At 72.2% G+C, this 12386-nt stretch carries 10 protein-coding genes and 1 tRNA gene; 3 read left to right on the top strand and 8 right to left on the bottom strand.

Going from position 1 to position 12386, the window contains the following annotated elements:
- Positions 1 to 160 precede the first annotated feature (160 nt).
- From AB0K21_RS03750 to AB0K21_RS03730, 5 genes are all read right to left on the bottom strand, one after another.
- Positions 161 to 781, bottom strand: a complete 621-nt coding sequence (locus tag AB0K21_RS03750) for a hypothetical protein (protein WP_343975905.1) — start codon at positions 779 to 781, stop codon at positions 161 to 163.
- Between the two features lie 237 nt (positions 782 to 1018).
- Positions 1019 to 1669 carry a response regulator transcription factor gene (locus AB0K21_RS03745; protein WP_343975908.1) on the bottom strand — a complete coding sequence of 217 codons (651 nt, stop codon included), beginning with the start codon at positions 1667 to 1669 and terminating at the stop codon, positions 1019 to 1021.
- Positions 1666 to 3681, bottom strand: a complete 2016-nt coding sequence (locus AB0K21_RS03740) for a histidine kinase (protein ID WP_364147538.1) — start codon at positions 3679 to 3681, stop codon at positions 1666 to 1668. The genes AB0K21_RS03745 and AB0K21_RS03740 overlap by 4 nt, the downstream gene beginning before the upstream one ends.
- A gap of 326 nt (positions 3682 to 4007) precedes the next feature.
- Positions 4008 to 4079: transfer RNA gene (locus tag AB0K21_RS03735), tRNA-Arg, on the bottom strand.
- A gap of 91 nt (positions 4080 to 4170) precedes the next feature.
- Positions 4171 to 5343, bottom strand: a complete 1173-nt coding sequence (locus AB0K21_RS03730; RefSeq protein WP_364147535.1) for an NlpC/P60 family protein — start codon at positions 5341 to 5343, stop codon at positions 4171 to 4173.
- Between the two features lie 183 nt (positions 5344 to 5526).
- Between AB0K21_RS03730 and AB0K21_RS03725 the strand changes: the two genes are divergently transcribed.
- Positions 5527 to 5904, top strand: a complete 378-nt coding sequence (locus tag AB0K21_RS03725; RefSeq protein WP_343976011.1) for a response regulator — start codon at positions 5527 to 5529, stop codon at positions 5902 to 5904.
- A 208-nt stretch (positions 5905 to 6112) separates the two neighbouring features.
- Here the strand turns inward: AB0K21_RS03725 and AB0K21_RS03720 are convergent, their stop codons facing one another.
- Positions 6113 to 8872 carry an AAA family ATPase gene (locus AB0K21_RS03720; RefSeq protein ID WP_364147532.1) on the bottom strand — a complete coding sequence of 920 codons (2760 nt, stop codon included), beginning with the start codon at positions 8870 to 8872 and terminating at the stop codon, positions 6113 to 6115.
- A 312-nt stretch (positions 8873 to 9184) separates the two neighbouring features.
- On the opposite strand from AB0K21_RS03720, the gene AB0K21_RS03715 reads away from it, so the two are divergent.
- Positions 9185 to 9805 (top strand): LysE family translocator, encoded by a 621-nt coding sequence (locus AB0K21_RS03715; RefSeq protein ID WP_343975918.1) that lies wholly within the window; start codon positions 9185 to 9187, stop codon positions 9803 to 9805.
- Here the strand turns inward: AB0K21_RS03715 and AB0K21_RS03710 are convergent.
- A complete protein-coding gene (locus tag AB0K21_RS03710) occupies positions 9757 to 10515 on the bottom strand; it encodes an alpha/beta hydrolase (protein ID WP_343975921.1) in 759 nt (252 codons plus the stop codon). The genes AB0K21_RS03715 and AB0K21_RS03710 overlap by 49 nt on opposite strands.
- A gap of 69 nt (positions 10516 to 10584) precedes the next feature.
- Between AB0K21_RS03710 and AB0K21_RS03705 the strand changes: the two genes are divergently transcribed.
- Positions 10585 to 11139 carry a TetR/AcrR family transcriptional regulator gene (locus AB0K21_RS03705; protein ID WP_364147528.1) on the top strand — a complete coding sequence of 185 codons (555 nt, stop codon included), beginning with the start codon at positions 10585 to 10587 and terminating at the stop codon, positions 11137 to 11139.
- Between the two features lie 12 nt (positions 11140 to 11151).
- Here the strand turns inward: AB0K21_RS03705 and AB0K21_RS03700 are convergent, their stop codons facing one another.
- Positions 11152 to 12360, bottom strand: coding sequence for a hypothetical protein (locus AB0K21_RS03700; protein ID WP_343975927.1), 1209 nt, complete (start codon positions 12358 to 12360; stop codon positions 11152 to 11154).
- Positions 12361 to 12386: the final 26 nt, after the last annotated feature.

Genomic DNA, 12386 nt, shown 5'->3' with positions numbered 1-12386 from the left:
CTGGTAGATCGCTGGTGCCCCCGAGAGGATTCTCGAGGTCACTCCGCGCGGGGTCGTGGCGGCGGAGGATGTGGCCGCGCCCGGGGATGTGGTGCCCCGCGAACTCACCGTGCCGCCATCGCCGTCGAGTTCCGCCTCAACGGCGACCCCTTGGGCGTCCCTACCGTGAGACGGGACGAACGGCGAGGCGGACACCCAGGTGGGCGTGCATGACGACCAGCCACACCCCGCTGACGTACACCGAGAAGGTGCCACCGCCAACGATGTCGGCCACTATGGACACCGGGAACCACATGCCGACCAGCAGCGGCAGCCACCGCAGCGCTCCCTGGTAGCGGGCCTTGACCGCGAGGATGATGCCCAGGACCAGCATGCCGATCTGGCTGAGCGGCCAGCAGGCGTCCATGATCATCAGCGGCAGCGGGAAATCCTCGTGCCTGGCGTAGCCGAAGGACAGCGCGTTGAGCAGGAACGCGCCGACGAACAGCACGAGCAGACCGGCCGGGACGATCCGGGCCCACCCGTCGCCGACGCCGCGGGTGGCCAGCACCGTCCAGACGAAGGCGAACATGCCCACGACGAACAGCATCCCGGTGATGGTGTCGAGGGTCTGGATGCCTTCCTTGATCTTTTCCCCGACGATGACGGTGCCGACCGCCCAGGAGACGGACCCGGCGGCCAGGAGCAGTCCAGCGATCCGGATCCACGCCGGGTTCGCGGTACGTCGGATCGCGACGGGCTCGGTGGGATTGACGTTGCTGGGCACGATGCGGCTGGACATTGGTGTTCCTCCGTTGCTTGTCGGTGGCAACACGATCCCGGCCGTGCGTCCCGGGCGCCCAGGGAGCGCGGCCATGCGCGCGGTCCCGAGTTGGCCCGGCGTGACCTGGGCCAGGCGTCCCGGGGCGGCGGGGACATCGCTCCCAGGCACGCGGAGCGGGCTGCGTGGGGCCGGCGTCGACCAACGCTCACTCACCCGTGCGTGGGCACCGCCCGCACGAGGCCGAGAACACGCCGGTCAGCGGCCAAGGCCGGCCTCGCGGGCCTGGATGATGGCCTGGGCCCGGTCGGCGACCTGAAGCTTGGTGAAAACGTTGGACACGTTGTTACGCACCGTCTTGGGCGCCAGCGACAGCCGCTCGGCGATCATCCGATTGGACAGGCCGGCCGCGATCAGGTCGAGTATCTCCCGTTCCCGGCCGGTGAGCTGGGGGAATGCCCCCTCTCGGGCCGGGCGGGCCACAGCCAGCCGGGCGAAGTAGCGCGTCACCCGCCCCGCGAGCGCCGGTCCGAAGATCACTTCCCCGCTGGCCACCGCCGTGATGGCGCGCAGGATCTCCGCCTGATCAGCCCCCTTGAGCAGGTAGCCGCGAGCGCCGGCGAGCATGGCGGCGAAGACACTCTCGTCGTCCTCGTGCATCGTGAGCACCAGCACGTGCGTATCCGGGCAGGTGGCGACGATCCGCTCGGTGGCCTGCACGCCGTCCATCCGGGGCATCCGCAGATCCATCACCACGACCTGGGGGCGCAGCCGGACGGCCTCGGCGACGGCCCTCTCCCCGTCCGCGACCGTGCCCACCACCTCGGCCTGGCCGGTCGAGGCGAGCATCATGCACAGACCGTCCCGGTACACGGGATGATCGTCGGCGATCAGTACGCGCGGCGTCACGAGGAGGTCACCGCCCCGGCGGGCAGGACGGCGTGGACCCGGGTTCCGCCGCCGCGGCCGGCCCCGACCGCGCACTGGCCACCCAACTCCTCCGCGCGCTCACGCATGCCGACCAAGCCCACCCCCACCACGGCGCCCGGCAGGACCCCGCGCCCGTCATCGGTCACCTCGACCTCCAACTTGTTCCCCGCCACGGCGACGCGCACGTGGCAGGTGTCCGCGCCCGCGTGCCGGGCGACGTTGGTCAGAGCCTCGCAGACGATCCGGTACGCCGCCACCTCGCTCGCGGCGGACAACTCCGCCAGGTCCCCCTCCGTCTCCACCCGCACGGCGAGCCCGCCGTTACGGAACCGGGCGGCCTCCTGCCGCAGCGCGCCGGCCAGGCCGAACTGGTCCAGAGCCGGCGGCCGCAGATCGTGCACGACCCGCCGCACGTCCCCCAGCATCGTGGCAAGATCCTTTCTCACCTGGTCCAGCGCCTCCCGGGCGGCACCGGGATCCCGGGCGAGCAGGTTGTGCGCCGCCTCCACCTTCAGCGCGGCGGCGGCCAGCGTGGGCCCCAGCCCGTCGTGCAGGTCCCGGCGCAGCCTGCGCCGCTCCTCGGCCACGCCGGTGACCAGACGCTCGCGGCTGTGCTGCAGTTCCTCGGTCAGCGCGGTCGCCCGCACGGCTGCGGCAGCCTGCCGTACCACGTCGGCCAGCAGTCGCTGGTCGGATTCGGCCGGCCACGCACTCGCGCGCAGTACCAGGACAAGCCGCCCGATCGACGCGTCCCGGTAGGCGAACGGCAGCACCACAACGTCCTCGCGAGGCGTGCCGTGCTCCACCACGACGGTCTTCCCGTCCGCTCGGTCCAGCTCGACCCGCACGTACGGCGAACGGAACGCCGCCGACACCGCTTTCGCCACCTGCAGCAACAACTCCTCCGGCCGCACGGACTCCTCAAGCCTCCGGGCAAGGACCGAGACCACCTCGTACGGCTCCGTCCGCCCCATCAACACCCGGTTCACCCACCGCCGGACCCGCTCCCGTAGCGGCGCGTAGACCATGCCGACCAGGACCGCCGCCAGAACCGCCGCCACCGGCTCGTCGATGATCGCCCCCAGCCCCACGAAGACCGGCACGTCGATCGCCACGACGGCGACCGCGAGCCCGCCGTACAGGAGGGTCCAGCCGAGCACCGGGTCGATGTCATAGAGCCGGTACCGGCTCACCGCCACCATGACCGCCGCTGCGAGCACCACCAGGGAGACGACGAACGACAGGTCCTGCGGCAACCCTTCCAGCAGGGCGGAAGCCAGGATCAGCATCGCGTTCAGCAGCGCCGCCATCAGCATCCAGCGAAGCTGCGCCCGCCGAACGCCCGCCGAACCCCGGAACCGCCAGGCGAAGGCCGCCACCGCCACCAGCAGGCCCACCACCAGCAGCGCCGGCGCCGTCACCAGTGCCGAGCGCCACACCGCATCCGGAAGTGGCGGGAACGGCGGATCAAGTCCCGGCCAGTTCATGCCCGGCGATTCGATCCGCCACGGGACGGTGAGGAACAGCACGACCGTCAGGCCCGTAGTGCCCAGCGACAGCCACGCGGCCCAGCGCCACCTCGGTGACGGCAGCCGCCCATCAGGAAAGAACAGCAGCACCAGCAGCGGAAACAGGTTCAAAAGCGGCCCCAGCCGCGCCCCGGCGTAGACCGCGGCCGGGGTCAGCGGCAGTACGCCACCGTGGCGGGTCAGCGACAGCACCGCGTAAGCGGCGGCCAGGCCGTTCACGGCGGCGACGACGCCTCCGGCGATGAGCAGCCAGGTCATGAGGTGGCGGGGCAGGCGCACCGCCAGCACGGTCCCGGCGATCGTGAAGGCCACGCCGGGCACCGTCGAGGACCACACCGCCCAGTTCAGTGGCTCGGGCCGCGTCACCGTCCCGGTCACCACGTCAAGCCAGGTGGCGGCCCCGTAGGCCACGACGCACAGCGCGGCGAGAGCCACCGCCCCAACCGCCAGGCGCCGATCCATGGCAGAGGCACCACCGACCGTGGAGACAGCATGGCCGCCGGAGGAGTGCCCCGGCGGGGCCTGGACGCGACCGGCGAGAGAAGGGTCGGGCACATCGCCCAGAGTGCCATATAGCACCCAGTCATGCAGGAGTGACATCCCGGCCGGGATCCGCGTCCTGCCTGGAATGGACACAGCCGGGCTTGCCGATGGTTCGCCCCATCACGCGGAACTACGCCACTTGCCGGATTTCTTTACCTTCCACCGTCACGAGACGGCGAGACCGGAATCCGGCCCGATCAAGCAGACAGCCAGGCCGGACCCTGTCCGACCTGGCTGTTGAGAAGTGCCCCCTGCAAGATTCGAACTTGCGCTCCCGGCTCCGGAGGCCGGTGCTCTATCCCCTGAGCTAAGGGGGCCAACGCGTCATTACATTACCAGCATCCTGGGGTTGACCGACACTCACTTCGGGGAGCGGGCGATCTTCGGGGAGAGCTCGGGGACGAAGGATCATCCGGCGGGCCGGCTCGGGGAGGGTCGGACGGCGCCCCGGTAGCGGGAGAGGTGGTAGGCCGAGGCGGCGAAGTCGGTCGTCCTGACGACGTCACCGGTCCCCGGGGCGTGGACCATGACGCCGTCCTTCACGTAGACGCCCACGTGGGTGGGGTCTTTGACACCTCCGCCGAAGAAGACCAGGTCTCCCGCTCGGAGCTGCGAGAACGGCACCCGGCGGCCCTGCCTGAACTGGGCTCCGGTGTAGTGGGGGAGCCTGGCCCCGGCCCTGGACCAGGCGTGCAGGGCGAGCCCTGAGCAGTCGAAGCCCCCACCGGTCGGGCCGGCGCTCGAACCGCCGCCCCAGACGTACGGCCTGCCGACCTGGCGGAGCGCCGCGACCGCTGCGATCTGTCCCCGCGAGGGCGCGCCGCGTCCACGCGAGACCGCCGCCTGCCCGCGTGCGGACGCCGCCCGCCCCCTGAATGGGGCTTTCCGGCCGAGTGAGGGCGCCGCCCATCCGCCGGATGGCGTTTCCCACCCGCGTGGGGGGCGCTGTGATCGCTCGGCGAGCGCTCGCGAGGGCTCCGGCCGGGAGGAGGCCCGAGGAGCCCTCCGCTTCGCCGAGGGGGCGGAGGCGGAACTCGAACCGACAGGAGGATCCACCGAAGCACCGGCGAGGGGACCTGTGGCGGTCCTGGCAGAGGAACCCGGAGGGGTGACGAGCCGTCGGACGCGGCGGGAGTGGTCACCTCCCTGAGGGCTGTCGCTTCCCGGCCGTTCGTCATGCTCCCCCTGGGAGCCCTGGGAGTAGACCGTCAGTCCGCCGTCAGGACTTCGAGGGGCGCCCGTCCACTCACCGTCCTCGTCCGAGAGGTCCACCGGCCGGCTGCCGTCCGGATCCGAGAAGGTCGTCTGCCGGTCGCCGTCCATGCCCGGAAGGACGGTGCCGGGCAGTGTCGGCGCGGGGCGGTCCTTCAGGGCTCCCGTGTCCTGGAGAACGGGGCGCCGGACCTCGCAGGCGGAGGTGAGGACGGTGCGGATCTCCTCCGGCAGCCGGCGCGGGGCGGCCGTGGAGAGCAGGCCGGCCCAGATGTCGCAGGCTTCCGGGGAGAGGCGGGGCGCGGGGAACTGGAGGCTCCCCACGAGGGTCGCCGAGAGGATGGAGACGGTGACGAGTGCGGTGATCACGCACGCCCTCCTTGGGCTCGCTGAAGGATCGAGGCCCCAGAATCGGCGGGAGAGGGTGATCCCCAAGGAGCCGAACAGGATTCTGTGGAAAACCTGTCGCCTGTGGACAACTGTGCGTACACATCCGCGGAAACCCGCGCGGGGACGGGAAAGAGGAGTTAGCCTCACGCCGTGGGAGAGGTTCTGGGCAGAGTTCTGGTAGTGGATGACGACGACGTCATCCGGCAGCTCATCGCGGTCAACCTGACCCTGGAGGGGTTCCAGGTCGACACGGCCTCCGACGGGCAGGACTGCCTGGACCGGGTGCTGGACGTGATGCCCGACGTCATCACGCTGGACGTCATGATGCCCAGACTGGACGGCTGGATGACCGCCACCAGGCTGCGGGGCGACAAGGGGACCAGGCATATCAAGGTGGTCCTGATCACCGCGCGGGCGCAGGAGGACGACAAGCGGCGGGGGCTCGGGATCGGAGTCGACGCCTACCTGACGAAACCCTTCGACCCCGCCGAGCTGATCCAGGTCGTCCGCGATCTGGCCCTGACCGCGCGCAGCGGTTAGCGCGAGTCCTGCCTCGGCGGCCGATCAGGGCGAGCCCGGCCACACCGGACGGGTCGGGACAGGCTGGAATCGCCTGGCCGATCAGAGTGGGCTCTGACCGCCAGGCGGCACGGAGTAGGCCCCGATCACGCGAATCCGGCCACGGCGGGTCGTGATCGCACCGCCGATCGGAACGAGCCCGGTCCGGCGACCACGGTGGCGGGGTGAGTCAGAGCAGGCCGTCCCTGCGGGCCACCGCGGCGGCCTGGGTGCGGGATGAGACGCCCAGCTTGGCGAGAATGTTGGAGACGTGCACGCTCACCGTCTTCTGCGCGATGAACAGCCGCTCGCCGATCTCGCGGTTGGGCAGCCCCTCGGCCACCAGGGCGAGCACCTCCTGCTCACGAGCCGTGAGCAGGGCCGACGACGCGGAGACGAAGCGCGCCCTGCGGCCCAGCTCGGCCAGGGCCGTGGCGAGCGGCCTGGCGCGCAGTGACTCGGCGACCTCGACGGCGAGTTCCCATTCCTTCAGGGCAGCGGCGCGCTCGCCCGCGGCGAGCAGCGCCTCGGCCAGCCGCCACCGCGAGCGCGCGACCTCGTAGACGAATCCGAAGTCGAACGCCTCGACCACCGCGCGCCACGCCGCGACGTCGAGGCGGCCGTGCGCCCGGCGCCACTCGGCCTCGGCCCTGGCCAGCCAGGCCAGCCCTTCGGGGCCCATCGACCCCCGGCGTACGGTGCCGGGCCCGACCTCGGCGGGCACCCTGGCCCGTTCCAGCAGGGCGTCGGCCCCGTCGGTGCGTCCCAGGTCCGCCAGCGCCCACAGGGCGATGCTGCTGAGCCGGATCACGGCCGGGTCGTCGGGAGCATGGGCGTCGAGTCCCGCGAGGGCGTGTTCGAGCGCGCTCTCCGGGTCGCCGCGCCACAGCGCGTGCTCGGCCGCCAGGCCGCGGCCCATGGAGGTGATCGTGACGTCGGCGGGCCAGAAGGGCTCCAGCCAGGACAGGCGCTCCTCGACCCTGGGCAGCCCCCTGGCCACCTCGACGAAGAGCGCGAAGGACGACAGCAGCGCCTCGGCCGGGGTGCCGACGCGGACGCCGAACCCGGAGGCGACCTGCTCCGCCTGGTCCCACTCTCCCGCGACGTAGTGGATCAGAAGCCGCAGGAAGCGCAGGTCGGTGCCGAAGGTGCTCCAGTTGAGCCCGGTCTCCTGCGCCAGCCGGACCCCCCGGCCGGTGGTGACCGCCGCCTCGGCCAGGTCTCCGTTCTCGTACTGGAGGCGGGCCTGGTTGAAGATGGCCCGCAGGTCGATGGCGAGGTTGCCCGAGCTCTCCGCGGTGGCGCAGGCGAGCAGTTCCTTGGCCCTGGGGATGTCGCCGGCGAGGGCCGCGAGGGTCGCGAGGGTGATCAACGCGCTGGTCTCCGCGTCGGTGGCGCCGCTCCTGCGGGCCGTCTCCAGGGCCCGGCCCGCCAGCGCCTCGACCTCGTCGTGCCGCTCGCTCCAGTAGAGCGAGCGGGCGTAGGTCGCGAGCGCGCGGGCGAGCACCGGCCCCTCCGGCGCCGCCTCGACGGCCGCGTGCGCGGCGGCGATCGCGCCCTCCAGGTCGTCCGTGTCGATGAGGACGTACGCGAGCCGCTCGTTGACCTCCGCCGAGGGCGGAAGGCGCCGGAGCTGGGAGATCGCCCGGTGGTTGTCGCCGCTGTCGGCCGCCGCGTCGGCGCTGCGCCTGGCGAGGCCGACGTGGTCGATCCCGGCCAGTCGCTCGGCGTCCGGGACCCGGTCCCAGAGCCCGAGCGCCCGGTCGAAATGGCGGTGCGCCTCGGCCGGGGCGCCCAGCCGCTCGGCCCTCCGCCCGGCCTCCACCGACGCCGCCAGCGCCCCCGGCAGGTCGTGGCCCGCCAGGTAGTGGTGGGCGAGTTCGGCCGCGGAACCACCTCGGGCGGTCAGCAGGCGGGCGAACTCGGCGTGCGTCCTGATCCGCTCGCCGGGCAGCAGGTCGGTGTAGACGACCTCCTGCAGGAGCGCGTGCCGGAAGGCGTAGCCGTACTCCCCGTCGAGGCGGAGCAGGCCGCGCGAGACGATCTCCCGCATGGCCTCGTCGAAGGCCAGGTCGTCGAGGCCGGAGGCCTGCTGGAGCAGGTCGTGGTCGGCTCGGCGGCCCGCGACGGCCGCGCTGCGGAGCACCCCCTGCGCGGGGTCGGAGAGCAGTTCCGCGCGGGAGAGCAGCAGGCCGGCCAGACCGTCGGGCATCGAGCAGCCGGCGGATACCGCGTCCAGCAGCTCCTGGGCGTAGAAGGGGTTGCCCTCGGCCCGGTCGACCACCTCCCGCATCACGCGGGCGTCGGTGCCGCCGAGCGTGGCCAGATAGTCGGTCATCTCGTGAGGGTCGAGGGGTTCCAGCTCCACGGACGTCACCGAGGGGAGCCGCTTGAGCTCGGCGAGGACCCGGCGCAGCGGATGGCGGCGGTGCAGGTCGTCGGTGCGGTAGGTGCCGACGAGGCAGACGGCCTCGGTCTGCAGCATCCGGCTGAGGAAGACCAGCAGGTCGCGGGTGGACTGGTCGGCCCAGTGCAGGTCTTCGAGCACCAGTAGCACCGGCCGGACACCCAGGAAGCCGAGCATCGAGCCGAAGAGCTGCTGCTGCGTCAGGCCCGATGTGCTCTCCCTGCCCGGGTCGGTGCCGCCGGGCAGCAGCCTGCCGAGAACCGGCCGCGCGTCGAGTTCGGCGCGCAGTTCCCCGCGCACGGAGCGCAGCGCGTCGGCGAGCGGGAGGTACGGAAGGGCATCGCCGAGTTCGGCGCACTGCCCGACGAGCACGGCGAATCCGGCGGCCTCGGCCCGCTCTGCCAGCTCGGTGACCATCCGGGTCTTGCCGATGCCCGCGTCACCTCCCAGCAAGGCGACTCCGGCCTGCCCCGCCGCGGCGGTGTCGAGTACGACGGTCAGCCGACTGAGTTCTGTCGCCCGCCCAATAAGAACGTTTTGCACGCTTTCCTCCCCCCGTCGGCGAGTATCGCACGTGACACCGACCGGAACGGGTGGCCGACGTCGCATCGGCTCGGGGACCGATCGCCCGAGACCTCTCGTACGGGGCACCGGCGGAGCCGATTCCGGCCGGCTCCGCACCGCGGTCGCCATCGCGTCGCCGTCGCGTCGGTGCCGGAATCGATCGCCCGGCCGGAACGACCCGCAAGGCATCGGCGGGGCCGGTTCCGGCCGGCGCGGGGACCCGATTGGTCCCCCGCGAGGCCCGCGCATTGGCCCTGACGACGGAGAACCGGGCGACCCTAAGGTCGGAGCATGGTCTCCCCGTCCACATTGCTGATCTTCTCGGCCGCGTCACTGGCACTGGTCCTGGTGCCGGGCCCGAACCACATCTACATCGTCACCCGCGCCGTCTCGCAGGGCCGCGCCGCCGGTGTGGCGAGCGCGTTCGGCGTGGAGGTCGGCACGCTGGTGCACATCGCCGCGGCGGCGGCCGGTCTCTCGTACGTGATCGCACAGTCCGCGACCCTGTTCAACGTGATCAAGTGGGCCGGTGTGGCCTACCTGGTCTACCTGGGTGTCCGGGCGCTGACGAGCAGGCAGGAGCTCGCAGCCCGGGAGACGGCCCGGCAGCCACTGCGGGCGATCTTCCTTGAGGGCGTGGTCGTCAACCTGCTCAATCCCAAGGTCATCCTCTTCTTCCTGGCGTTCCTGCCGCAGTTCGTGGAACCGGAGGCGGGTGCGGTGCCGCTGCAGATCGCCATCCTGGGCACGACCCTGCTGCTCCTGGGCCTGTTCTCCGACCTGATCTACGCCATGGCCGCGGGCCTCCTCGGCAGCCGGCTGAGGATCAGGTCGACCCTGCTCGGCCACTTCAGCGGGGTCGTCTACCTCGTCCTCGGCGTCGCGACCGCACTCTCCGGCCGCTCTTCCTGAACGTACGAAGTCCGAACGTACGAACCCAGCTGGTCGCACAGGTCCCCCGCCAGGCGGGCCAGCGGTCCGGGGGCCGCCAGCACACCCAGGTGCCCCCGGTGGGGGATCAGGATCAGGCGCCCGTTCCGGCAGGCCCGGAGAAATTCGCGCTCGTTCGCCCGGAACGGATCCCGGGCGCCGTTGACCAGCCAGACGCGTCCCGGGTAGGCGGCCAGCGCCGCGAGCTGGTCGTGACCGGTGACGGCCTCGACGACCTGGGGCATCACCTCGCAGGAGAGCCCACCCGCCACCATCGCCTCTCCAACGGGACCCGGCAGGAGTCGGCGGAGGCCGTAGGAGCTGATCCGGTTCGCGAGCGAGGGGTTCCTGGCGGCGAGCGAGGCGGCGAACCGGTAGGTTCCGGCCGCCGCCGGGCCACGGGCCGTACATCCCATCGCCATCAGCCCCGCCACCCGTCCGGGGAAGCGTTCGGCGGTGGCGATGCCGACGTACCCGCCGAGCGAGAGACCGGCCACCAGCGCCCGACCGCCCAGCGCGTCGACGGCGTCGGCGACCGCCGACGTCGCCGCGTCCATGGTGAACGGCTCGCCGGAACGGGTGCCGTGGCCGGGCAGGTCGACCGCCATCGCGGGACGGTCGAGGTGGGAGATGACGGGGCCCCACATGGTCGCGCTGAGCCGGATGCCGTGAACGAGAACGACGGGGAGCATGAGGTCTCCAGTTCGAAGAGGTGTCCCGATTAAAACACAACGCACCGTTGCGTTGCTATGGTTGGGCGTATGGCACCCCGTAAGGAACAGCAGATCTTCCAGGCGACGCTCGAACTGCTCGCGGCCAAGGGCTACGAGGGCCTGACCGTGGAGGGGGTGGCCGAGCGGTCGGGGGTCAACAAGACCACGATCTACCGCTGGTGGCCGTCGAAGGCGGCGCTGCTGGCCGCCGCCCTGGTCGAGGCCGACCTGCTCGCGATGGAGCCGCCGGACACCGGCGACCTCAGAGGGGATCTGGAGGCCCTGGTCGAGGGGGTGGCCGCGCTGCTCACCCGTCCCCCGGCCTCCGACGTCGCGGTGGCCGCCCTCGGCGCCGCCGTCCACCACCCCGAGCTGGCGGAGGCGACCCGGCGCTTCTTCGCCGACCGGTTCGCGCGGGAGGCGGCCGTCTTCGAGCGCGCGCGGCGGCGCGGCGAGCTGTCCGCCGAGGCCGACCCCATGCTGATCGTGGACCTGCTCGCCGGGGCGGTCTGGCTGCGCGCGGTCTTCCGCGCCCTCCCCCTCGACGAGGACTTCGCCGCCCGGGCCGTGAGCGCCGTCCTGGACGGCTCCCTCGCCCGGTGAGGTCAGGTGAGGTCAGGCGGAGAGCGCGCCCGGGATTCGGTCCAGGATCGGGTAGGGCATGAGCCCGTACGCGTAGAAGTCGACCGCGTCCGCCCCCGAGGCCCGCACGGCGCGGACCTTGGCCGCGAGGCGCTCGGCCGAGTCGGTGTCGGGGAGGCCGGGCCGGAGGACGACCCGCAGTTCCCTGTCCTTGCCCGTCGAGCGGCGGTAGGCGACCACGTCGTCCGCCACCCTGCCCGCGTCGCGGGCGTAGGCGAGCACGCCGAGCGAGGGCACCAGGTCGCCGAGGGCGACCAGGTCGACGCCGAGTTGCCAGGAGTCGTGCGCGGCGAGCCCCGGCGAGGGCAGACCGTCGCGGTAGCCCTTGACGGAGCCGGTGGCGTCCAGGAAGACCAGTCGTGAGCCCTCGGCGGTGACGGCGGTGGAGACGTCGGAGACCAGCGAGGTCACCACCTCGGAGCGGGCCCGCGCGTAGGCGACCACCTCGGGACCCGCGTACGCGGTCAGTGCCGCGCGGGTCACCTCGCCCTGGGCGGGCGGGGCGCCGTCCAGGACGGCCCCCACGATCCTGGTGCACTCCTCACGTGCCACCTCGGCGTTGACCCCCAGGCCGGCCGCTCCGCGCATGCAGAAGTCACAGAAGCAGAGGCCGAGCAGGAACGCGTCCATCGGCCCGAGCGGGACGAAGCCGCACTCGTGGTGGCCGAGGCCGAACGTCGAGAAGTGCAGTGCCTCGGCCACCACGCTGTCGACGCCCTGTCTGGCCACCGCCCTGCCCAGCGCGACCGCGTACCGCCGGACGTCGGGGTGGGAGGGGCACAGGTCCGCGGGCGAGCTCCGGTCACCGAAGCAGTCGCGTACCGTCACGTCCGGATTGGCCAGGCCGAGCGTGGTGTTCTGCAGGAAGACGGTCCAGCCGTGCAGCGCGAGTCCCCGCTCGGCGGTGGCCAGGCGGAGCGCGGCCAGCGGCTCCTCTTCCGCGCCCTCCTGGACCGGCGGGACCAGCCGCAGCTCGCCGAACAGGTCGGCGGGCGGCGTGAAGTGCGCGCCGTCGCTGCGGAGCGTCACCCGGGATCGGCCGTGCGGGGTGACGTCGCGGGCGCGGCGGTATGCCGCGGCCACCGTCATCCCCGTCAGGCCGTATCCGGTGATCCGGTCAAGGACCGCCTCCATGCCCTCCCCGCGTACGTCCTCGACGTAGACGTATAGCGAGCTGTCCAAGCCGCCGCCCTCCCATGAAGTCGGTC

Origin of the sequence: Streptosporangium sp. NPDC049248, from assembly GCF_040678965.1 — a bacterium.
GTDB classification, from domain to species: domain Bacteria; phylum Actinomycetota; class Actinomycetes; order Streptosporangiales; family Streptosporangiaceae; genus Streptosporangium; species Streptosporangium fukuiense.
The sequence above is the reverse complement of the archived record's forward strand: the minus strand, read 5'-3'. Positions and strand labels throughout refer to the sequence as shown.